The sequence below is a fragment of the Pseudarthrobacter kochi genome, assembly GCF_055412805.1.
Map to the genome: position 1 here is coordinate 22,596 of NZ_JBVAYV010000023.1, position 19,586 is coordinate 42,181.

The following is a 19,586-nucleotide window of genomic DNA, read 5'->3' on the forward strand; positions in this document are numbered from 1 at the left end:
TGTAAAGTCGTATCTCGGCCCGATGAGGCATCGGGGCGTATAGCTCAGGCGGTTAGAGCGCTTCGCTGATAACGAAGAGGTCCCAGGTTCAAGTCCTGGTACGCCCACGGAATCTGTACAGATTCAAGTGGAGGGTCGGTTGGTATTTGTTTATCACCGAACCGGAACGGGGTGCATGTGAAGAAGTTGCTGGTTGTTGCAGCCACGATCGCAGGCGTCCTGCTCTACAAGAAAGTGAAGGAATCCGAGGCCCGGAAAACGGTCTGGAGCGAATCAACCGACACGGTTGACTAGCCCGGATTCCCCGGATCGGGAGCTGGGAAACAGCTTCCCGAACTAGGGTATGATTGTCGGGTTGCTTCTTATGGGGGCATGGCGCAATTGGTAGCGCACCTGCTTTGCAAGCAGGGGGTTCGGGGTTCGAGTCCCCGTGCCTCCACCATAGGATAGGCCCCGGCCCGCGGAAACGCGGACCGGGGCCTTTTGCATGTCCACTGCTTGCCTGTCCACTGCGCGGATGGCCCGGCAGTGCCCCCTCATTCCTTGGGTTTGGCGTAGTCGTCCATGCCCTGCCAGTCGATAAAGACGTAGGGCTCGTCGCCGACGACCCACGCATCATGTCCCGGCGGGATGACGCCGAAGTCACCCGGGCCGAACTCGTTCTCCTCGCCGTCGTCCATGACGACCTTGAGGCGGCCCGAGATTGTGTAGCCCTTGTGGGCAACCATGCAGCTGTCCGTCTGGGCGATCGGCTTGACGTGCTGGGACCACTTCCAGCCCGGCAGGAACGTCGCACGTGCCACGGCGCCGGCGTCGAGATTGACGAGCTCAACCTGGCCCATCCCGTCTTTGACGGGGCGGGTTTCCTCCGGATTGTCCAGGCTCTTGCGGATGGTTGCAGCCATGATGGTCTCCTTTGTGGATGATGGTGAGACCGGATTTAAGACTGGCACCGCCGCCTGCCGCGGTCAAGGATGCAGCTGGTTCAGCTGCGTGCTCTCCGTCCCCACTACTGTTGGACCGTGAACTTCTTCCTTGCTGCCCTGGGCGTCCTTGGGGTGGCCTCCTCCGGGCCGCTCATCGCCGCCACCCTGGGGGCCACCTCCGTCAGTGCCCTGGCCATCGCTTTCTGGCGCAACGCGATCGGTTCGGTCGTTATGGCCGGCCCCGTGCTGGTCCGAAACCCACGCCAGTTCGGCCGGGTCACCGGCCGGGAGTTTCGCTGGTCCCTGGCGGCCGCCGTCGCCCTGGCGCTGCACTTCGCCTGCTTCATCACCTCGCTGCAGTTGACCTCGGTCGCGGCAGCGACGGCCCTTGTTTGCCTGCAGTCGGGCTGGATCGCCATTTTCCAGCTCTTTCGCGGCGTCAGGCACCGCTGGCCCGTCCTGGCCGGCCTTGGGATCGCGTTCTGCGGTGTCGTCGCGATTACCGGGTTCGACATGGGCAGCTCCCCGGACGCGCTGCTGGGCGATCTCCTGGCCGTGGCGGGCGGCGCCTTGGCAGGGATCTACACGCTGGCCGGCGGCAAAGCCCGCCAGAGCATGGGGACGGGCATCTACACGACCCTGTGCTACGGGATGTGTGCGGCCGTCGTTGCGGTGCTGGCGCTGTTCTCGCAGCAACCGCTGGCAGGCTTCGAAGCCTCCGGCTGGCTGGGCATCCTGGCGGTCACGGTATGCGCCCAGCTGATCGGCCACACAGCCTTCAACCACCTGCTGGCGACCATGAGCCCGCTGCTGGTCTCCATGATCATCCTGCTGGAGATTCCGGGCGCTGCGCTGCTGGCCGCCGCGTTCCTGGCTGAGACCTTGCCAGCCGGCACCTATGCCGGTCTGGCGATGATCCTGGTGGGGCTCGCCGTCGTCGTCCTGGGACAGCGCAGTTCACGTTCAGTGCGGCGCACTGCGGCCGGACTGGCGGAGCTGGGGACGGACTGACTTTCGAAGGCCGGCGCCGGCCATGCCGGGGTTACTGGCCGCCGCGGCGGGCAGGCTGCGTGGTGTTGACCGTGTGGATTGCGCGCAGGAGCTTGGCCGGGAAGTACACCGAGAAGAAGACAACCATGGGCGCCTTGAGCGCCATCTTTTTAACGTTGTGGGCCTTGTACGTGCGGTCGAAGCGCGTCACGTAGTAGCGGTAGTCGCGGGGAGAGTCTTCCAGCCGGCGCGCCGACATGCCGGAGACCATCTGCGGCCAGTACTGGATCCTGAGCTCGTGGTCGGCCAGGTGCAGGGACAAATCGATGTCCTCGTGCATCTCGTCCTTCTCATCCCGGCATGTCTCGCCGCGGATGATCTCCCACGCCGAGCGGCGGAGCGCCATGTTGGACCCAAAGAGAAAGTGGTACTGGTGTTTGGCCAGCTTGAGCATCAGCTGGCGCATCTTGTCGTCGGCCTTCAGGCCAAATCGCCGCATCGGCATGTCGTAGTAGACCACCGGGCCGGTCGCGGCGTGGACCGATTTGTCCCGGAAAGCCTTCTGCACCTGTTCGACCCAGTCGGGTTCGAGCACGGAGTCGGCGTCGATCCGGCCGAGGATGTCTCCCGTGGCATGGTTGAGGCCGAAGTTACGGGTGGGGATCAGACCCTGGTCCCGGTCCTGGCTGAGCAGGATGATGGGGCTCTCGGGGTACTCCAGTTGCATCTGCCGGATGATATCGGCTGTGCGGTCCGTGGACATGTTGTCGACGACGATGATCTCGTGCGCCGGGACAGACTGGTAGACGGCAGCAATCAGACACTGCCGGATGACGCTTTCCTCGTTGTACGCCGGGATGACGATAGACACAGCCGGCGTTGGCGCAGCGTCGTGTAAGGCATCCTCAGAGGATTTTTCGGGTGACATTCCCCCAAATTTAGCACTACCGCGGTTTTTCCAGCCCGGCGCCGGGCAATCCCCCGGCTACGAACTGGTAAACATCGTGCTCAAACACGCCCAAAAAAGGGAGGGATCCCGCCACTGGCGGAATCCCTCCCTCAACGGCTGCCCGAAAGCGGCCCACAGGCTTGTCTAGCTGCCGGTGCTCTTGTCCGTGCCGTTGTTACGGCTTGCGGCGATGTTCCGAACTGCGGTCTTGGCATCGGTTGCAATCTTGGCGGAAGCGTCCTTGATGTCCTCGACAGCGTCCTCGGCCGCATGCTTGGCGGTGGCTGCGGCGTCGTCGGTGGTCTTGGCCGCTTCAGCCGAAGCGTCCGCGACAGCGTCCGCTGCGGCAACGCTCGCTGCGCCGGCCTGGCCGGCTGCTTCCTTGACGGTTTCCTTGACATCGTTGACAGTTGTGGCCGGCACGGGCGCAGGGGTGACCGGTGCAGGCGTTTTCCAGGGATCCTCGACCGGCTTGGAAGCCTTCCACGCGGCAACACCGGCAGCGGCAGCTGCGGCGATGATGCCGAAGATCAGCAGCCCGCGGTGCTTGGGCTTCTGCGGCTTGGCAACCTCGACGCCGACGGCCTTGCCAGCCTTCTTCGCAGCAACCTTGACGTGGGTGCCGGCGGACTTGGCCTGCTCCTGGACGGAGTGGATGATCCCCGCGTCTCCGAGCCTCTGGGCAACGGCGTCCACATGGGCCGGTGCGCTCTGGAGTGTACGGTGCACGGCGTCGGAGGCGTGGCCGATCTGGTCCGAAAGCTTCGGCAGATATTCGACGACAACCCGGTCGCGGGCGTTTGCGATGACCGGCGTTGCCTTGTCCAGCGCCTCATGCAGGCGCGGGGTGGCTCCCTCAACGGCATCGTTGATTCTCGGTGCGAGGTGGGCCAATCCGTCCTGGAGGCGCGGGGTTACCGTCGCCACGCCGTCGGCGAGATTGTAGGCCGCCGACTTGAGCCCCTCCTGGATCTTGGGAGAAGCTGTATCCAGGCCCTGCTGCAGACGCGGAACGGCCCAGTTGACGGCCGCCTCAACCCGCGGGGTTGCCCATTCCTTGGCGTTCTCAACTCCGGCGCTGACTGAATGCTCCAGCTCACGGGCAATTCGATCCGTTTTTTTCACAACTACCTCCCGATTAATGTGACGGTTCTGCAGTTAGCCTACGTGTCCCAGACCTCACGGGCTATTCTTCAGGCCGATTCCGGGCCGATTTCACCCAGCGCGGAACTGGCGGAGCGGCCCTATGTGTAATGGCCTGTCATGGAAGAATAGGGCCTATGACTGCCATCGCAACTGCAAAAGCAACCATCCACACGAGCATGGGCGACATTGTCGTCAACCTCTTCGGTAACCACGCTCCCAAGACCGTCGAGAATTTCGTCGGACTGGCGACGGGCGAGAAGGCCTGGACCCACCCGGAATCGGGCGAGGACAAGACGGGGACGCCGCTGTATGACGGCACCATCTTCCACCGCATCATCAAGGACTTCATGATCCAGGCGGGCGACCCCCTGGGCCGTGGCGTTGGCGGGCCGGGTTACAAGTTCGACGACGAGATCCACCCGGAGCTGACCTTCAACGACCCCTACAAGCTGGCCATGGCAAACGCCGGCATCCAGATGGGCCGCGGCACCAACGGCTCACAGTTCTTCATCACCACCATCCCCACCGGCTGGCTGCAGGGCAAGCACAGCATCTTCGGTGAGGTAGCCGACGACGAGTCCAGGAAGGTCGTCGACTCCATCGAGGGTGTCCGCACCGGAATGGGCGACCGTCCGGTCGAGGACGTCGTCATCAAGAGCATTGATGTAGTGAAGCTCTAGCCCACCGCATGAGCTACGGAATTCCGGCGGCAGAGCCGTCCGCGCAGATCCCGGTGTGCCCCCGGCACCCGGACCGTCCCGCCTATGTGCGCTGCCAGCGGTGCGGGCGCCCTGCGTGCCCCGACTGCCAGCGGGCGGCCGCCGTCGGATTCCAATGCGTTGACTGTGTTAACGAAACAAAACGTACGACGCCGAACGTCAGGACCGTCTACGGCGGCGCCGTGACCGCCGGTAAGCCCGTGGTCACCCTGTCCCTCATCGGGCTCTGCGTCCTGGTCTTTGTTCTCCAGTGGCTGGTCCCCGGGCAGGTTGTCGAGGATAACCTGGCCTTTGCATCTGTGTACGCCGCTCCCCAGTACGGCTATTTCGAACCTTGGCGCATGCTGACCTCAGCGTTTGTCCACTCACAAGGCTTCCTCCTCCATATAGTGCTCAACATGTACATGCTGTGGGTGTTTGGCCAGGCACTGGAGCCCCTCCTCGGAAGAATCCGCTTCCTGGCGATCTTCCTGCTCTCCGCCGTCGGCGGATCCGTCGGCTACCTCCTGTTGACACCTGTCCTGCCGCCCAGTGGCGTTGTGGGCGCTTCTGGCGCCATCTTCGGCCTCTTTGGAGCCATGCTGGTGGTCCAGCGCCGCCGCGGTGGCGACACGAGGCAACTCTGGGTGCTCATCCTTATTAACGGCGTCATCGGCTTCGTGGTCCCCGGAATTGCCTGGCAGGCCCACCTGGGCGGTGCCGTCACTGGTGCCCTGTGTGCCGCCGTCGTTGCGTACACGCCCCGCGGCCCGCGGCAGGGCCTGCTGCAAGCGGGCGGCCTGGTCTTGGTGCTCGCGCTCCTCATCGCCGTCTCGGCCCTCCGGGTTGCCAGCGCCTGACCGCGCTTCCCTGCCGTCACCCCGCACTCCTGCGCTCTCCCCTCCTTTCCCCGTGCTCGGCGGCGCCACGTCAGACGCCCGCCAACCGCCCGTCCCCGGACGTTCCCGCCCAGTTGTTCGGTGCGTGAGCACGTCTGGTCCTCATGGAGCCCTGGATTTCCGCGGGAGCGGCGGGGTGAAGGTGGCAACAACTGGGCGGGAGCGTCGTGCCGAAGGGCGTTTCCCACAGCATTTCCCTGTTTTCCACAGCGAGTCCTGCCCTGCGCGCACCTTTGCGCCGCCGCCGTTGCGACCGGCACCGTCCGCAGCAGGACGGCCGAAACGCACAGTCGGCAAGTTGTCCACAGGGGTTATCCACAGTGTTGGTAACTTACACGCCTGTAGTTCAAGACGCGGTCCTGGATCTGAGGGCCACAGTGGGCGATTCTGCCGATTTGCACTTCGAGATCTCCACATTTGTGGATAACTCCTGTGGGCTGCCCTGTGGTTAAGTGGACAACTCCGGTCTGGAACGCCGGTCTTTCGGTGGCGTGGCACTGGAGACCGTCACGGCGGTGCGGCTGGGAGCTTCCGTCAGGAGACCAAGCTCCAGGCTCAAGTCTGCTTTCAACAGGGTTATTCACAGTGTTAATAACTAGTCCCTCGAAGTGACGCGGCCGGAATTGGTGCCACGTGGCGCCAGGGACCCCCGAAGGCCGTTCCGATGAGCGCGTTGTCCCCAGCTGTGGATAAGTTGTGGGTACCGGCCTGTTGTTAAGTGGATAACCCCGTCGCGGGGGGCTGAACCTGGAAAGGTGCGGGTAAGAAGGCGCCGCGGTCCCGCTTCCCAAAAGCGGATGCTGCAGCTTTGGACTTATCCACAGGCAATCCACACTGTTAATAACTCACATGCCCGTGACTCCCTGCGGAATTCCTTCCGGCAGGAGTTCCTGAGGGCCACAGCGCGCGGGAATTGGAGGATCAGAGGGAATCTCGAACAAAGTTATCCACATTGTGGATAACTCAAGCAGAGTTGTGCACAGCGCCTCGGGATCAGCGCGGCCAGATGCCGGAGGTTCCCCTGCGGTGGCTGTCCAGCAGATGGGTGTCGATCATGCCGATTGCTTCCATCAGGGCGTACATGGTGGTGGGCCCGACGAAAGCGAACCCCCGCTTCCGCAACGCCTTGGACAGGGCGATGGACTCTGCCGAGGTGGTAGGGATGTCCTCGTGGGACGCCGGCTCGGGTGTGGACCCCGGCTGGAACGCCCAGACGAAGTCAACCAGTCCGCCGTCGGCCCGCAGTGCAATGGTGGCCTGGGCGTTGGTGATGGCGGCACGGATCTTCAGCCGGTTACGGACAATCCCGGCGTCGAGGAGGAGCCGCTCAACGTCGGCTTCGGTGAATGCTGCCACCGTCTCGGGATGGAAATTGTGGAAGGCAGTCCGGAACGCCGGCCGTTTCCGGAGAATCGTGGCCCAGGACAGCCCGGCCTGGAAACCCTCGAGGCTGATGCGCTCATAGAGGCCCTGTTCGTCGCGTACCGGAAGTCCCCATTCGGTGTCGTAGTACTCGCGCAGCAACGGATCCACGGCCGCCCACTGGGGCCGGGCCAGGCCGTCGTCGCCGATCACCGGGCCTGTTACTGTCGGGGTCATCCGGGCTCCTTCGCTCGCAGTGTTTCTCCGCTCCAGCATTATCGGCCCTTCGGAGGCCTCGAGGTTAACGCAAAAGACCGGTACACGGGGTGTACCGGTCTTTCCTCAGGTTCGGCGCGAGTCAGGAGCGCCAACGGGTGGTCATGAGGAAACCGACGATGGCGATGCCGAAGCCGGCGATGATGTTCCCGGATCCCCAGGCGGCGACGGGAAGGGTGCCTTCGCTGATATAGAAGGTGATGATCCACAGGAGGCCGAGGATCATCAGGCCGAACATCACGGGCTTGAACCAGACCGGGTTGGGCTTGTTGGCCTGCGCCGCGGCAGTCTGCGGCGTTGCGGGGGTGGTGCGTTTGCGGCGCTTTGACTCGGGCACGGATCCTCCTGGGCTGCTGGAACAGGAGCGGGTCACTGGCTTGATATCCTGCAAGGAGGAATACACCGGCGGTCAGCGCGCTCTTGGTCATGTCGAAGTTCTTGTTCGGAGCCAATTCTAGCTGTAGTTGGCGCCAGCGCGGTGTCCGCCGCGAACGTCCGGGAGGAGAACGCACGTGCTGCAGCTGCAGGATGGTTCCGTTCCTTTTTCCCTGGATGGCACAATTCACCGGTTCACTGATTCAACGATTGGTTCAGCAAGGCATCCATGAGCACAACCAAGATTCTCGTCATCGACAACTATGACAGCTTTGTGTACACCCTGGTGGGATACCTCCAGGAACTCGGTGCCGAGACCACTGTGGTCCGCAACGACGACGTCACCCTCGCCGAGGCGATCGACCTCGCCGAAGCGCGCGACGGCGTCCTCATCTCGCCGGGTCCCGGGAACCCCGCCGGCGCGGGGGTCTGCATCGAGCTGATCAAGTGGTGCGGAAGCCACAACAAACCAATGCTGGGGGTCTGCCTGGGCCATCAGGCTCTGGCGGAGGCGTACGGGGGGACGGTCACTCACGCTCCGGAACTGATGCACGGCAAGACGTCCCTCGTGGAGCACCACGGGAGCAGTGTGTTCACCGGGTTGCCGTCGCCCTTCACCGCGACCCGCTACCACTCCCTCGCCGCCGTCCGTGAGAGCATCCCGGAGGTCCTGGAGATCACGGCGGAGACGGGGACCGGGGTTGTTATGGGGTTGCAGCACCGCACCGCGCCTCTCTGCGGGGTGCAGTTCCACCCGGAGTCCGTCTTGACCGAAGGCGGTTACCAGATGCTCGGGAACTGGCTCGAATCCCTCGGCATGTCAGGTGCTGCCCAGCGGGCCTCGACGCTCAGCCCGCTCATCAAGCACTAGCGGGCGAGGCCGGCCGGGTTAGCCCGGTCCTATTTGGTGCTCTTGGTGGGCGTCGGGGTGGGCGTGGGTGTCGGGCTCGGCGGGGGCGGAGGCGCCTTGGCCACGGTGACGGTGATCGTCTTGCGCTGTTCCACGAGGGCATCCGCCGGGTCAGCCTGTCCGGTGACTTTTCCCGGTTCCACTTCTGAGTTTTCGACTTCCGTGGCGTTCATGCCCAGGCCAAGTGCCTTCAGGGCCGCTTCAGCCTCGGCCCGGGGAAGGCCCACGAGCTGGGGAACCACCACTTTTCCGGTGGACACGATGATTTCCACCTGGCTGCCCGCGGCCACATTCTGGCCCGGTGCAGGGTTGGTGGTGATCACAATGCCCGCCGGGACCGTGGGACTGTTGGCCATGGTGGTGCCAGGTGCTCCGGCCAATCCCTTCTGGCGGAGCACATCGCGGGCTGCCGCCTCCGTGCGTCCCGGCAGGTCGGCGGGGATGGTGATGACGCTGGGGCCCTCCGAGATGTTCAGCGTGATATCCGAATTGGGGTCCAGGGAGTTCCCCGTTGCCGGGACAGTGCCGATGGCGATGCCCTTGCCAATGGTCTCGTGCTGCATCCGGCTGAGCTGGGGTTTGAGCCCGGCGTTGTAGAGCTTCTGGAGCGCCTCGGTCTCGGTCAGCGAGGTCACCGACGGCACCAGGACTTTGGCGACCGGGGGCGGAGCCTGGTTCATCATGTTGTAGAGCCACAGGCCGCCGCCCGCCAATACGAGGACGGTGACGATCACGAGTGTGGTGATCCACGTCCGGCGGCGGGACTTCTGGCGCTGGGTGTGCTCCCGCTCGGGCGGAAGGACCAGCGGCAGGCTGCCTGTGTCCGCGGCGCCATAGACGACACCCTGTTCCATCGGAGCATTCTCATCATCGCCCGGCGTCCCCAGAGCGGGCCGGAGCCTGCCAGTGGGGGTCTCGTCAAGGAACTTCGCGCCCGTTACCGAGAAAGCGGCCGTCGGTGTGCTGTCCGGCGTCGGAACCGTGTCATTGGGGTTGGTGGGTGCTTCGCTGGCCGCCGCCGGGGCGACGCCGACTCCGCTCCGCGCGGCCCGGAGGGCGCGCCGGAAGGCCGCGGCGTCCTGGAACCGGTCCGCGCGGTTCTTCTGCAGCGCCTTCATCAGCACGCTGTCCAGTGCCTCGGAGACGTCAGGATTCAGGCTGCTCGCCAGTTCGGGGATCTCGCGCACATGCTGGTAGGCAACGGACACGGGGCTGTCGCCGATGAAGGGCGGCCGGCCGGCCAGCATCTCATACAGCAGGCACCCGGCCGAGTAGAGGTCGCTGCGGGCATCCACGGTCTCGCCGCGGGCCTGTTCCGGTGAAAGGTACTGTGCCGTCCCCACCACGGCCTGGGTTTGGGTCATGGTGGCTGCCGAGTCCGCCATGGCGCGGGCAATTCCGAAGTCCATTACCTTGACGCTGTTGGAATCCGGGCAGAACATCACGTTGGCCGGTTTGATGTCGCGGTGCACGATCCCGGCCTTGTGGCTGTAGTCCAGGGCGGCGAGCACCCCCAGCGTGAAGTCGATCGCCTGGTCGATGCTGACTTCCTTGGCCCTGATCAGGTCCCGGATCGTCTTTCCGGAGACGAACTCCATCACGATGTACGGGACCCGTACGGTGTCTTCGTGGTCCCCGGGTACGGCGTGGTCCCCGGTGTCATAGATGGCCACGATTGAGGGATGGTTCAGGGCGGCCACCGCCTGCGCCTCGCGTTTGAACCTGGCCTGGAACTGGGGGTCCCGGGCCAGGTCCGGGCGGAGCAGCTTAACAGCCACGGTGCGTCCCAGCCGGGTGTCGACACCGCGGAAGACGTCGGCCATGCCGCCGCGGCCGATCAGTTCACCCAGCTCATAGCGCCCGCTGAGGACGCGCTGTGTGTTCACGGGGCCGCGCTCCTCCCGGTGTGACGGTGTGCGGGGTGAATTAGTCATCATGACCTACGGGGTGGCCTTGCAGGTGGGCGGGGTCCCGGGTTTCTCGGTTGCCTTGCAGTCCGGCAGGGGGCCGGCGGCCGGAGCCGGGGCCTTGGCCAGGTGATACGTCACCAAGGATCCGGCCGGGGCTTTGGCCCCGGAAGCAGGCTCTGAGCTGACAAAGGTGCCGGCGGGCTCCTTCTTGGACGTGGGATCGACGGGATCCCCCTTTGCCCAGCGGAAGCCCGCGCTTTCGATGGCCTGCTGGACGGCGGCTTCGCTGGCGCCGGACTGGAGCGTCGGGACCGTGACGGATTCCGGGCCCTTGGAGTAGCTCACTGTGATGGTCGAACCGGGCTGGACTCGCCCTGCAGGGTCAATTTGAACCACCGTTCCGGGAGTGGCATCGTCGAAGACCTCGGCTCCGGTCACAACAAGCCCCAGGCCGATCAGTTCGCTGCGGACCTGGTTGAAGGGGCGGCCGAGGTAGCTTTCCGGAATCAGGTTGATCGTAGCCGGCGTGGACTGTGTGGGCGTCGCGGAACTGCTGGTGGGGCTGGGACTCGAGGACGTGGGCGAAGCGCTGGTGCTGCCCGGCTTCGCGCTGGTGGTGGCGATGCTGCTCGCCGGCGTCTGCGGGAACAGGATCCCGGCCTGGGTCAGCACCACGCCCACGAGCGCGAAGAGCACCAGCAGGATCAGGGCGATCAGCGGCCAGGTCCAGGGGCTGCGGCCGCGGCGTTCCGGCTCATCGACCGGCTCGTCGTAGTCGTCGTCCTCCTGGACCCAATTGCGTTCCGCGGCGAGGGCATCGGCGCGGGACAGGGTGTTTCGGGCATCGTAGGCGCTGGCGGCGGCGGCTCCCGCAGCCAGTCCCGCGGCGGCGCCCGCTCCCGCCGCGCCGACCACCGGCAAAGCGGAGGTGGCCGACGTCGTGCGGTCCGCCTCGCCGATGACACCGGTTGCCGCGGTGGGAATGTCCACCGGGGCCGTGATCGGTCCGGTTGCTGCCTCGAACAGGAGCATGCCCGGAACCGCGGCGTGCGCAGCGGCGATGTCGCCGTTACGGATGGCTTCGGCGGCCTCGGACAGTTTGAGAGCATCGGCCGGGCGGTTCTTGGGGTCCTTGGCCAGCATCGACATCAGCAGGGCGCGGACCGGCTTCGGCAGGGTCTCCGGCAGCGGTGGCGGCGCGTCATTGACCTGGGCCAGCGCGATGGCGATCTGCGATTCGCCGGAGAACGGGCGGCGTCCAGTGAGGCACTCGTAGCCGATCACGCCGAGGGCGTAGATGTCAGAGGCACCGGTGGCCAGCTGCCCGGTAGCCTGCTCGGGGGCCAGGTACTGGGCCGTTCCCATCACCTGCCCGGTCTGGGTGAGCGGGACCTGGTCCGCGAGTCGGGCGATGCCGAAGTCCGTGACCTTGACGCGGCCGTCCGGGGTGATCAGCAGGTTGCCCGGCTTGATGTCGCGGTGGACCAGGCCCTGGGCATGGGCCACCGAGAGGGCGCGCGCCGTCTGGGCGATCATGGACAGGGTGCGGTCCGGGGACAGCACCTGTTCATGCTCGATGATGCTGCTCAGCGGCTGGCCCGGGACCAACTCCATCACGAGGTAGGCGGAGCCTTCTTCCTCGCCATAGTCAAAGACATTGGCGATGCCCACATGGTTCAGGAGCGCAGTGTGGCGGGCCTCGGCCCGGAACCGCTGGAGAAAGCCCGGATCACCCGTGTACTCCTCTTTGAGCACCTTGATGGCGACGATGCGGCCAAGGATTAGGTCTTTGGCTTTCCAGACTTCTCCCATGCCGCCGATCGCAATACGCGTCGTCAGCTGGAATCTGCCGCCGAGGGTGATTCCTGATGAAGGCCTCACTTATTCAACACCGCCTCAAAGATCTTCTTCGCGTTCGGACTGGTTAGCTTTGCGCCGGTGGTGATGTCTACGCCTTCCATGACGATAGTGACAGCCACCTGCGGGTCATTCGCCGGGGCAAACCCGGTAAACCATGAGTTGTTCAGGCCGTTGCCGAGTTCCGCGGTGCCGGTCTTCCCGGCGACCTTGACGCCGGGCACGGCCGCACCCCGGGCGATGCCGTCGCTGACGACACTGACCATCCACTCGTTGATCTGCCGGGCGATGTCCGCCGTGGTGGAGGTCCGCAGCACCTGGGGCTTCGGCTCGCTGATCGGCCGCAGGTCCGGGGAGCGCACGGCTTTGATCAGGTTCGGCTGCATCTGCACTCCGCCGTTGGCGATCGCGGCCGTCATCTGGTTGATCTGCAGCGGGGTGGCCCGGACGTCGCGCTGGCCGATCGACGACTGCGCCAGGCTGGCATCATCGAGCTTTTCGGTCGGGAAGAAACTCGGGGCGGAGTCCAGCTTCAGCTGGTCGCCAAAGTCCTGCCCGAAGCCGAATTTCTCCGCTTGGTCGGCAATGGCCTTCTGCCCCAGATCCAGCGCGATGCTGGCGAACGGAGTGTTGCAGGACTGCTGCAGCGCGAAGGCAAAAGTCGCCGTATCGCGGGTGTAGCAGTTGCCGCCGGCGTAGTTGGGCAGCTTGTATTGGATGCCGGGGAAGGACATCTCCGCCGGGTTGGGCAGGACGCTGTCCTTGTTGTACTTTCCCGAGTTAAGGGCAGCGGCCGTGTCAATGAGTTTGAAGACTGAGCCCGGTGCCAGCAGTGCCCCGGTGGGTCCGCTGACATTCTGGTTCAGGTTGATTCCGGGGACCTTGTTCAGCTCGGCGAAGTTGGCGGCCTCGGCCGCCGGATCCTGCGTGGCGATCAGGTTGGGGTCGTAGGAGGGCTTGGAGACCATGGCAATAATCGCGCCGGTTCTAGGATTTGTCACCACGATCGATCCGCGCTGGCCATCCGGGATGAGGTCGAAGGCGAGCTTCTGGATCTTGGGATCCAGTGTGAGCTCCACGGAGGCGCCCTTGGGCTGGTTGCCCAGGAAGAGCTGGCCGACACGGTCCAGGAACTGCTGGTCCGAGCTGCCCGCGAGCTCCTTGTTCATCGTCTTCTCCAGCCCGGTCACGCCGAAGCTCCTGGAGAAATAGCCGGTGATCCCGGCGTAAGGCTCCGGCTGCGTGTAGGTGCGCTGGAACTTGCAGCTCTCGTCGGCAGCGACGGACGCCGCCACCGGGGTGCCGCCAACGATGATCGCGCCGCGGTCGTTGCAGTAGTTCTGCAGGAGGGTGCGCTTGTTCCAGGCGTTGGCCTCGAGTTCGTCCGCGCCGACCACCTGGACGTAGCTAAGGGCACCAAAAATCAGCACGAACATCGCGATCGCGGCGATCCAGGAATTGCGAATGGCCTGGTTCACAGCTTCACCGCCTCGGTGGGGGCATCCGGACTGTGCAGCCCGGTGCCGGGGCCGGCGGCCGGCTTCGAAGGCATGGCAGGAATAACTTTCTGTGGATCGGGTTGTTCGCCGGGGGCCAGCGGGGTTGTGTCCACCGGGCCGCGAGCCGTGTGAGAGATCATCAGCAACAGTCCGACAATGATCCAGTTGGCCAGCAGGGACGAGCCGCCTGCGGCCAGGAAGGGCGTAGTGAGACCGGTGAGGGGAATGAGCCGGGTGACACCGCCGATCACCACGAAGCACTGCAGCGCGATGGCGAAGGAGAGCCCGGTGGCCAGCAGCTTCCCGAACGCGTCGCGGGTGCCGAGCGCGGCACGGAAGCCGCGGGTGAAGAGCAGCAGGTACATCAGGACGATCGCGAAGAGGCCAATGAGCCCCAGTTCCTCGCCGAAGGAGGCAATGATCATGTCGCTGTTGGCGAAAGGCACCAGATTGGGGCGGCCCTGGCCGAGGCCGGTGCCCACGAGCCCGCCGTTGGCCATGCCGAACAGTCCTTCGACGATCTGCAGACTGCCGCCGAACTCCCGTCCGTAGACCTCGTCGGTGAAGGCGTTAATCCAGCCGTCAATCCGCAGGGCGACGTGGGAGAAGGCCTTGGAGGCAACGAAGCCGCCGGCAGCCATGAGCCCCACGCCGATGATCACCCAGCTGATGCGGCTCGTGGCGACATAAATCATCACGAGGAAGAGACCGAAGAACAGGATCGAGGAGCCCAAGTCCCGCTGGAAGATCAGCACCCCGATGCTCACGAGCCAGGCGGCGAGCATGGGGCCCATGTCCTTGAACCGCGGGAACTGGATGGGCCCGACCTTCCGGCCGGCGAGCAGAATAAGATCCCGGTTGGAGGAAAGATACCCGGCAAAGAATATAGCGAGCGTGATCTTGGCAATTTCACCCGGCTGGAAGGTCATCGACCCGAACTTGATCCAGACCCGCGCGCCGAGGATTTCACCGGCGGAAATGCCGGGAACCAGCGGCAGGATCAGCAGGACCGCACTGACGGCCAGCGAGATGTACGTGAAACGCCGGAGGACCCGGTGGTCCTTGAGAAACCAGATGACGGCGATGGAAACAGCCATGGCCACGAGGGTCCACCGCAGCTGGTTGTTGCCCGTGTCCTCCCCGACCCGGTCCAACCGGTGAATCATGGCGAGGCCCAGACCATTGAGAGCCACCACCAGCGGAAGAATTACTGGATCGGCATATTTCGCCCGGATGCGCAGCACGATGTGAAATGCCAGGGCGGCGGCGGCGAGCAGGCTCGACTGGAACCAGAAGTCGGTGTCGAAGGCCTTCTGCCGGTCCACGCCGACCAGGGCGTTGGCGCCAATGCCGACGGCGAGGGCCAGGACCAGCAGGACAAGTTCGATATTCCGCCGCGGCTTGGGGGTCGGATCGATGGGTGTCATTTGGCCACCTCGCAGATCGGCGCCGTCGCCGACGGCGATGGTGTGGCAGTCCCGGCCACGCCAGGGCTCGCCGTGTCACCCGGAGTCGCTGTCGCACCGGGGGTCGCGGGCGTCGGGGACGGGGTGATGCACTCGTCCGCGGGGGCGGTGGTGCCGGTGCGCTCAAGGTTCTTGACGATCCGCTGGGCATCGTAGAGGTCCCGGGCAGGCACGGTCTGGCGCACCCGCTGCTGGGAGAATTCGGGCAGATCTGACATCCGGATTTCGGTCACCGTTTCGAGGGTGGAGAGCTGGATTGGTCCAAGGCGCTGGGAGACCCCGTTGAAGATGGCCACATGCTGGTCCTGCTCGCCGATGTAGTACCGCGTCTGGGTCCAGGCGTAGCCCAGCCACAGGCCCAGGGCGAGGAGTGCCACAATGGCGGCGGCGATGGAGACAGTCACCCAGCGGCGGGGCCGGCCGGCTGGCCTGTACTCCTCGGCTTCTTCCTTCGCCTGCTCTGACTTATGGGTCAGGACGGTCGCTGCCCGGCGGGCCATGGTGCGCCCGGCGATGGTGGGGATTGATCCGGATTCCGCGGCCGCGGCGGCGGCACCCACGAGTTCGTGCGGGCGGCTGGCAAGCTCCTCGCGGAGCACCTCGGCCGTAAGATGCTCACCCAGGTGCGGATCGGTGGAGGCCTCGGGTTCACCTTTACCGCCAGCGCTGTCGGCTGCTTTGTCGGTGGCCGCACCGGCATCCTTGGGGGATGATTCCGGGGCCTTGGCCGGGGCAGAGGACGCCGCTGCAGCGCTGGCGGCCACGGGAGCCGCCGGGGATCCGCCGGTCATGCCGGCGTCGGGTGTCTTCTGCGGCTCTCCGCCCGTTTTCGCCGCGCCGAAGGTGCTTCCGGGCCGCCGGTCATCGCTTTCGGACACGGTCGCGGTCACGGTGGACGTTGACGGGGCCGGGACAACTTCGACGGCGGCCGTCCGGACGTCGTCCGTGGTCTGTTCGGCGATTTCCAGCATCACGACGGTGACGTTGTCCGGAGCGCCGGCTTCAAGGGTGAGATCGACCAGGAGTTCGGCGCATTCACGCAGGTCCTTGGTCTCCCGGACGGTCCGCTCCACAACGTGGCCCGCCACGTAATTCAGGCCGTCGGAACAGAGCAGCCAGCGCTCACCCGGTTCGACGTCGAGGGTTGCCAGGTCCAGTTCAGGGCTGGCGTCGACGTCGCCGAGGACGCGCATCAGGACGTTCTTGTGCGGATGGGTTTCGGCTTCTTCGGGCCGGAGGCGGCCTTCGTCGATGAGGCGCTGCACGAACGTGTGGTCCACGCTGACCTGCTCGAATTTGCCGTTCCGCAGACGGTACGCGCGGGAGTCGCCGATGTGGGCGAAGTGCAGCTTGCCTTCGGCCAGCAGGAGGGCTGTAACGGTGGTGCCCATCCCGGCCAGCTTGGGATTGATGTGGACGAGTTCCGAGAGCAGCGAGTTGGCGGTCTGGATCTCGTCGGCCAGGATGGTGCCGGCGTCGCCGTCGTAGTCGTCGCTGTCGAGATGGATCATGTCCAGCACAGTGGCGGCAGAGGCGACATCGCCTCCGGCGTGTCCGCCCATACCGTCGGCGACGACGGCGAGGTGGCGGCCGACGTAGGCGGAGTCGTCGTTTTTCGCGCGCACCCGGCCCACGTCGGAACGCGCGGCGTAACGCATGATGAGCGGCCGCTTGGAGGCAGTTGTTTTGCCTTTTGCCTGGTCTGCGGGAACATCCGGGGCAGCCATGGCTACGGCCTCAATTCGATGACCGTCTTGCCGATTCTCACGGGGACACCCAACTCAACCGGCAGGGCCCTGGTGAGCTGCTGATCGGCCAGATAGGTGCCGTTGGTCGAACCAAGATCCTCAATGAACCAGCGGCTGCCCTGCGGGAACAGGCGGGCATGGCGGCCGGAGGCGTAGTCATCCTCCAGCACGAGGGTGGCCTCCTGGGCACGGCCGAGCAGGATGGGGCTCGCCGCCAGCGGAATCGTGGTGCCCTTGAGCGGACCTTCCGTGACGACCAGCTGGCGGGGCTGCTGTTTGACGGGGGCGGCCGGTTCGGCCAGGGCCGGGTTCTTGCGCACCTGCCGCGCCGTCGGGGCGCCCGCCGCGGCCTTGCGGCCGATCATGAGGTCGCGGCGCATGGCGGCAACGATGCTGAAGATCAGCACCCACAGGAGAAGGAGGAAACCGAAGCGCAGGGCCGTGATGGTCAGTTCGCTCACCGGCGGCCGCCTGGGTTGGCGGGCAAAAGGCGGAAGATGATTTTGGTCCGTCCCATAGTGATCGTGGTGCCGTCGGTGAGTTCCGAGGACCCCACGATCTTGTGGCCGTTGACGTAGCTGCCGTTCGTGGAGCCCAGATCGACGGCCTGGGCAGTGCCAGTCCCCGTCCGGATTTCCAGGTGGCGGCGGGAAACGCCGGTGTCATCAATAAGGATGTCTGCTTCTGAGGAGCGTCCCAGCACGATCGAGGGCGCGTTGAGGGAGTACCGCTGCCCGTCGATGTCCAGGACAGGCTGCATCCGGGAAGGCTGGCGCGTCGGCGCGGCAGGCATGCCGCCGTGCGCCGCCGGCTGCGCGGGGGACGGGGACTTTTCGGTCCGCGACTTGATCTCGAAGTCTCCGGCGCGGCGTTCCTCGTCACGGCGGAAGCTGATCCGGACGGGACCCTGGAGGGTGTAGCCCTGGCTGCGCACGTGGTTGATGACGACGTCGCACAGTTCTTCGGCGAGCGGTGTGCCCCATTCCTGGGCCCGCTGGAAGTCGGCGTCACTGAGGAGGACATCAAAGACGTTGGGGGCGAGGGTCCGTCCCGCGGCGATGGTGAGGGCCTTGTTGTCCACCTCGCGGCGGAGGTGGCTGGCGATCTCGACCGGCTCAACTTGGGCACGAGAACCGGTGGAGAAGACTCCGCGGACGGCCTTTTCGATGCCGCGCTCGACTTTGTCCAGCAATCCCATGGCCCTTCTCCTTTCGTGACGGCTGCAGGGCAGCATTCGTTCCGGAACTCGGATTCCCACATCTGCGGGAGCCCGCTGGTAACGGGCACTCCTACATCAGATACTACTGGGCGAGTCTGGGAATGGCCTTAATGCGCGTCGCCACTCCGCGCTGGAAAACTGCGGCGGCCCGGCTCTGACATGCGCTGACGTCGACCCTGCCCGGCCGGCGGGGAGGACCCGCGGGCGCCCTGCGGCGCCTCCCTGCGGCCCCTTGCTACTTCCCCGCTCCTAGCCCGTTGTTGTCCCCACTGGTGTCCCTCCGGGGGCCGATTGGTGTTTTCCCGCTGTTGTCCGTTATGCTTGATCTCGCTGCTTTTACGAGGTTGGTGGTCCGGATTCCGGGCCAGGATTGAGTGGAAGAAGTTGCGCGCGAGTGGCGGAACGGCAGACGCGCTGGCTTCAGGTGCCAGTGTCCGAAAGGGCGTGGGGGTTCAAATCCCCCCTCGCGCACGCAAACAAATGAACCCCGGTCTTCGGACCGGGGTTCATTTTTGTCTGGCGCGGCCTACGCCGGGCCCGGCGCTGCCTATGCCCGCAGCGCGCCGAAGCCGGTGACAAGCGCGTCGAGTCCCAGCTCAAAGGCGACATCGGCCTGGTTCTCGTAGCCCTGGTCGGCCAGCCGGGCGACGGCCGCGGTGAAATTCGGCGTCGAGGCCGCCATGCTTCCGGAGTCGAAGATGTCCGCCGGGGCAGTGACGTCATACGCCGAGCCGAAGATGAAGGACTCCAGTGCCACGATCGCTGAAACAATCCGCTCCTGCGGGAAACCTGCCCGGCTGAATCCTGCACTGACGGCCTCGTACATGGCCAGGGTCTTGGGCGCGTCAGTGACCGGGAGCACTGCGATCACCGGGATCAGCGGCGTGTGCTTGGAGAACACGTCGCGGTAGCTCCAGGCCCAACTGCGCACGGCCCGCTCCCACGGTTCGGCGTCGAAGGCCGACACATCCACAAACGAGGTCAGGTGGTCCTGGACCAGGACCAGCACGTCCCGTTTGGACGAGACGTGGTTGTACAAGGCCGACGGCGCCACGTTGAGCGTCCGCGCCAATGCCGCCATGGTGAACCCGTCATAACCGCTCTTCCCGATGAGCTGCAGCGCTGCCGCGGTAATGCCGTCCTGGTCGAGGACGGCGGCAGCAGGCCTGCCCACCCGGCGGCGCGGTTTCGCATCCTGGCGCTGCGGATCCGCAGGGGCACTGGTTGATGCCGGCATTGCTGGCCTTTCTGCCGTCGAAGGGGCCCTCCCGTTCTGCCCCTACTTTACGGGCGAAATGTCTTCGGCAAAGGGTCTTCCCTGGCGCACCCGAAGGGTCTATAGTCGAGTCTAAATGA

Annotated in this window: 18 protein-coding genes and 3 tRNA genes; 8 read left to right on the forward strand and 13 right to left on the reverse strand. The window is 65.3% G+C overall.

The window, feature by feature from the left end; genetic code table 11:
- Positions 1-33: 33 nt before the first annotated feature.
- From ACZY0Y_RS12290 to ACZY0Y_RS12300, 3 genes are all read left to right on the forward strand, one after another.
- Positions 34-107, forward strand: a tRNA-Ile gene (locus ACZY0Y_RS12290).
- A 70-nt stretch (positions 108-177) separates the two neighbouring features.
- Positions 178-294, forward strand: a complete 117-nt coding sequence (locus tag ACZY0Y_RS12295; RefSeq protein WP_463958251.1) for a DLW-39 family protein — start codon at positions 178-180, stop codon at positions 292-294.
- 72 nt (positions 295-366) lie between these two features.
- Positions 367-442: transfer RNA gene (locus tag ACZY0Y_RS12300), tRNA-Ala, on the forward strand.
- Between the two features lie 94 nt (positions 443-536).
- Here ACZY0Y_RS12300 and ACZY0Y_RS12305 read toward each other — a convergent pair.
- Positions 537-905 carry a cupin domain-containing protein gene (locus ACZY0Y_RS12305; RefSeq protein ID WP_463958253.1) on the reverse strand — a complete coding sequence of 123 codons (369 nt, stop codon included), beginning with the start codon at positions 903-905 and terminating at the stop codon, positions 537-539.
- A 117-nt stretch (positions 906-1,022) separates the two neighbouring features.
- On the opposite strand from ACZY0Y_RS12305, the gene ACZY0Y_RS12310 reads away from it, so the two are divergent.
- Entirely contained in the window at positions 1,023-1,937 is a 915-nt protein-coding gene (locus tag ACZY0Y_RS12310) for a DMT family transporter (RefSeq protein WP_463958254.1), read from the forward strand.
- Between the two features lie 31 nt (positions 1,938-1,968).
- Here the strand turns inward: ACZY0Y_RS12310 and ACZY0Y_RS12315 are convergent, their stop codons facing one another.
- Positions 1,969-2,844: a glycosyltransferase family 2 protein gene (locus tag ACZY0Y_RS12315; RefSeq protein ID WP_463883346.1), complete on the reverse strand. Its 876-nt coding sequence runs from the start codon at positions 2,842-2,844 to the stop codon at positions 1,969-1,971.
- 165 nt (positions 2,845-3,009) lie between these two features.
- Positions 3,010-3,990: a hypothetical protein gene (locus tag ACZY0Y_RS12320; RefSeq protein WP_463958256.1), complete on the reverse strand. Its 981-nt coding sequence runs from the start codon at positions 3,988-3,990 to the stop codon at positions 3,010-3,012.
- 155 nt (positions 3,991-4,145) lie between these two features.
- On the opposite strand from ACZY0Y_RS12320, the gene ACZY0Y_RS12325 reads away from it, so the two are divergent.
- Complete coding sequence (locus ACZY0Y_RS12325) at positions 4,146-4,691, forward strand: peptidylprolyl isomerase (RefSeq protein WP_463883350.1); 546 nt, start codon at positions 4,146-4,148, stop codon at positions 4,689-4,691.
- An 8-nt stretch (positions 4,692-4,699) separates the two neighbouring features.
- Positions 4,700-5,569 (forward strand): rhomboid family intramembrane serine protease, encoded by an 870-nt coding sequence (locus ACZY0Y_RS12330; RefSeq protein ID WP_463958258.1) that lies wholly within the window; start codon positions 4,700-4,702, stop codon positions 5,567-5,569.
- A gap of 1,032 nt (positions 5,570-6,601) precedes the next feature.
- Here ACZY0Y_RS12330 and ACZY0Y_RS12335 read toward each other — a convergent pair.
- Both ACZY0Y_RS12335 and ACZY0Y_RS12340 read right to left on the reverse strand, forming a co-directional pair.
- Positions 6,602-7,207 carry a DNA-3-methyladenine glycosylase I gene (locus tag ACZY0Y_RS12335; protein ID WP_463883354.1) on the reverse strand — a complete coding sequence of 202 codons (606 nt, stop codon included), beginning with the start codon at positions 7,205-7,207 and terminating at the stop codon, positions 6,602-6,604.
- A 121-nt stretch (positions 7,208-7,328) separates the two neighbouring features.
- Positions 7,329-7,583 (reverse strand): cell division protein CrgA, encoded by a 255-nt coding sequence (locus ACZY0Y_RS12340; protein ID WP_024366922.1) that lies wholly within the window; start codon positions 7,581-7,583, stop codon positions 7,329-7,331.
- Between the two features lie 267 nt (positions 7,584-7,850).
- Between ACZY0Y_RS12340 and ACZY0Y_RS12345 the strand changes: the two genes are divergently transcribed.
- Positions 7,851-8,492, forward strand: a complete 642-nt coding sequence (locus ACZY0Y_RS12345; protein ID WP_463958260.1) for an anthranilate synthase component II — start codon at positions 7,851-7,853, stop codon at positions 8,490-8,492.
- Between the two features lie 29 nt (positions 8,493-8,521).
- Here ACZY0Y_RS12345 and pknB read toward each other — a convergent pair whose 3' ends face one another.
- The 7 genes from pknB to ACZY0Y_RS12380 are packed head-to-tail and all read right to left on the reverse strand — an operon-like array spanning position 8,522 to position 18,209.
- A complete protein-coding gene (gene pknB, locus ACZY0Y_RS12350) occupies positions 8,522-10,465 on the reverse strand; it encodes a Stk1 family PASTA domain-containing Ser/Thr kinase (RefSeq protein WP_463958262.1) in 1,944 nt (647 codons plus the stop codon).
- 6 nt (positions 10,466-10,471) lie between these two features.
- On the reverse strand, positions 10,472-12,322 hold the full coding sequence (locus ACZY0Y_RS12355; protein ID WP_463958263.1) for a protein kinase domain-containing protein: 1,851 nt from the start codon (positions 12,320-12,322) through the stop codon (positions 10,472-10,474).
- Complete coding sequence (locus ACZY0Y_RS12360) at positions 12,319-13,776, reverse strand: peptidoglycan D,D-transpeptidase FtsI family protein (RefSeq protein ID WP_463958265.1); 1,458 nt, start codon at positions 13,774-13,776, stop codon at positions 12,319-12,321. Before ACZY0Y_RS12360 ends, ACZY0Y_RS12355 begins: the two co-directional genes overlap by 4 nt.
- The gene (locus ACZY0Y_RS12365; protein ID WP_463958266.1) at positions 13,773-15,224 is read right to left on the reverse strand and encodes an FtsW/RodA/SpoVE family cell cycle protein; all 1,452 of its coding nucleotides are present in this window, start codon (positions 15,222-15,224) and stop codon (positions 13,773-13,775) included. Before ACZY0Y_RS12365 ends, ACZY0Y_RS12360 begins: the two co-directional genes overlap by 4 nt.
- On the reverse strand, positions 15,221-16,990 hold the full coding sequence (locus ACZY0Y_RS12370; RefSeq protein WP_463958268.1) for a PP2C family protein-serine/threonine phosphatase: 1,770 nt from the start codon (positions 16,988-16,990) through the stop codon (positions 15,221-15,223). Before ACZY0Y_RS12370 ends, ACZY0Y_RS12365 begins: the two co-directional genes overlap by 4 nt.
- A gap of 2 nt (positions 16,991-16,992) precedes the next feature.
- Positions 16,993-17,472: an FHA domain-containing protein FhaB/FipA gene (locus tag ACZY0Y_RS12375; RefSeq protein ID WP_024368146.1), complete on the reverse strand. Its 480-nt coding sequence runs from the start codon at positions 17,470-17,472 to the stop codon at positions 16,993-16,995.
- Positions 17,469-18,209 (reverse strand): FHA domain-containing protein, encoded by a 741-nt coding sequence (locus tag ACZY0Y_RS12380; RefSeq protein WP_160668621.1) that lies wholly within the window; start codon positions 18,207-18,209, stop codon positions 17,469-17,471. Before ACZY0Y_RS12380 ends, ACZY0Y_RS12375 begins: the two co-directional genes overlap by 4 nt.
- Positions 18,210-18,618: 409 nt before the next feature.
- Between ACZY0Y_RS12380 and ACZY0Y_RS12385 the strand changes: the two genes are divergently transcribed.
- Positions 18,619-18,701: transfer RNA gene (locus tag ACZY0Y_RS12385), tRNA-Leu, on the forward strand.
- A 76-nt stretch (positions 18,702-18,777) separates the two neighbouring features.
- On the opposite strand, the gene ACZY0Y_RS12390 is transcribed toward ACZY0Y_RS12385, so the two are convergent.
- Entirely contained in the window at positions 18,778-19,467 is a 690-nt protein-coding gene (locus ACZY0Y_RS12390) for a TetR/AcrR family transcriptional regulator (RefSeq protein WP_463958270.1), read from the reverse strand.
- Between the last annotated feature and the right edge of the window lie 119 nt (positions 19,468-19,586).

Excerpts from the sequence above, each read along its gene's own strand:
- ACZY0Y_RS12305 (WP_463958253.1), bottom strand. The coding sequence starts at position 905 with ATGGCTGCAACCATCCGCAAGAGCCTGGACAATCCGGAGGAAACCCGC.
- ACZY0Y_RS12315 (WP_463883346.1), bottom strand. The coding sequence starts at position 2,844 with ATGTCACCCGAAAAATCCTCTGAGGATGCCTTACACGACGCTGCGCCA.
- ACZY0Y_RS12325 (WP_463883350.1), top strand. The coding sequence starts at position 4,146 with ATGACTGCCATCGCAACTGCAAAAGCAACCATCCACACGAGCATGGGC.
- ACZY0Y_RS12330 (WP_463958258.1), top strand. The coding sequence starts at position 4,700 with ATGAGCTACGGAATTCCGGCGGCAGAGCCGTCCGCGCAGATCCCGGTG.
- ACZY0Y_RS12335 (WP_463883354.1), bottom strand. The coding sequence starts at position 7,207 with ATGACCCCGACAGTAACAGGCCCGGTGATCGGCGACGACGGCCTGGCC.
- ACZY0Y_RS12345 (WP_463958260.1), top strand. The coding sequence starts at position 7,851 with ATGAGCACAACCAAGATTCTCGTCATCGACAACTATGACAGCTTTGTG.
- pknB (WP_463958262.1), bottom strand. The coding sequence starts at position 10,465 with ATGACTAATTCACCCCGCACACCGTCACACCGGGAGGAGCGCGGCCCC.
- ACZY0Y_RS12365 (WP_463958266.1), bottom strand. The coding sequence starts at position 15,224 with ATGACACCCATCGATCCGACCCCCAAGCCGCGGCGGAATATCGAACTT.
- ACZY0Y_RS12370 (WP_463958268.1), bottom strand. The coding sequence starts at position 16,990 with ATGGCTGCCCCGGATGTTCCCGCAGACCAGGCAAAAGGCAAAACAACT.
- ACZY0Y_RS12380 (WP_160668621.1), bottom strand. The coding sequence starts at position 18,209 with ATGGGATTGCTGGACAAAGTCGAGCGCGGCATCGAAAAGGCCGTCCGC.
- ACZY0Y_RS12390 (WP_463958270.1), bottom strand. The coding sequence starts at position 19,467 with ATGCCGGCATCAACCAGTGCCCCTGCGGATCCGCAGCGCCAGGATGCG.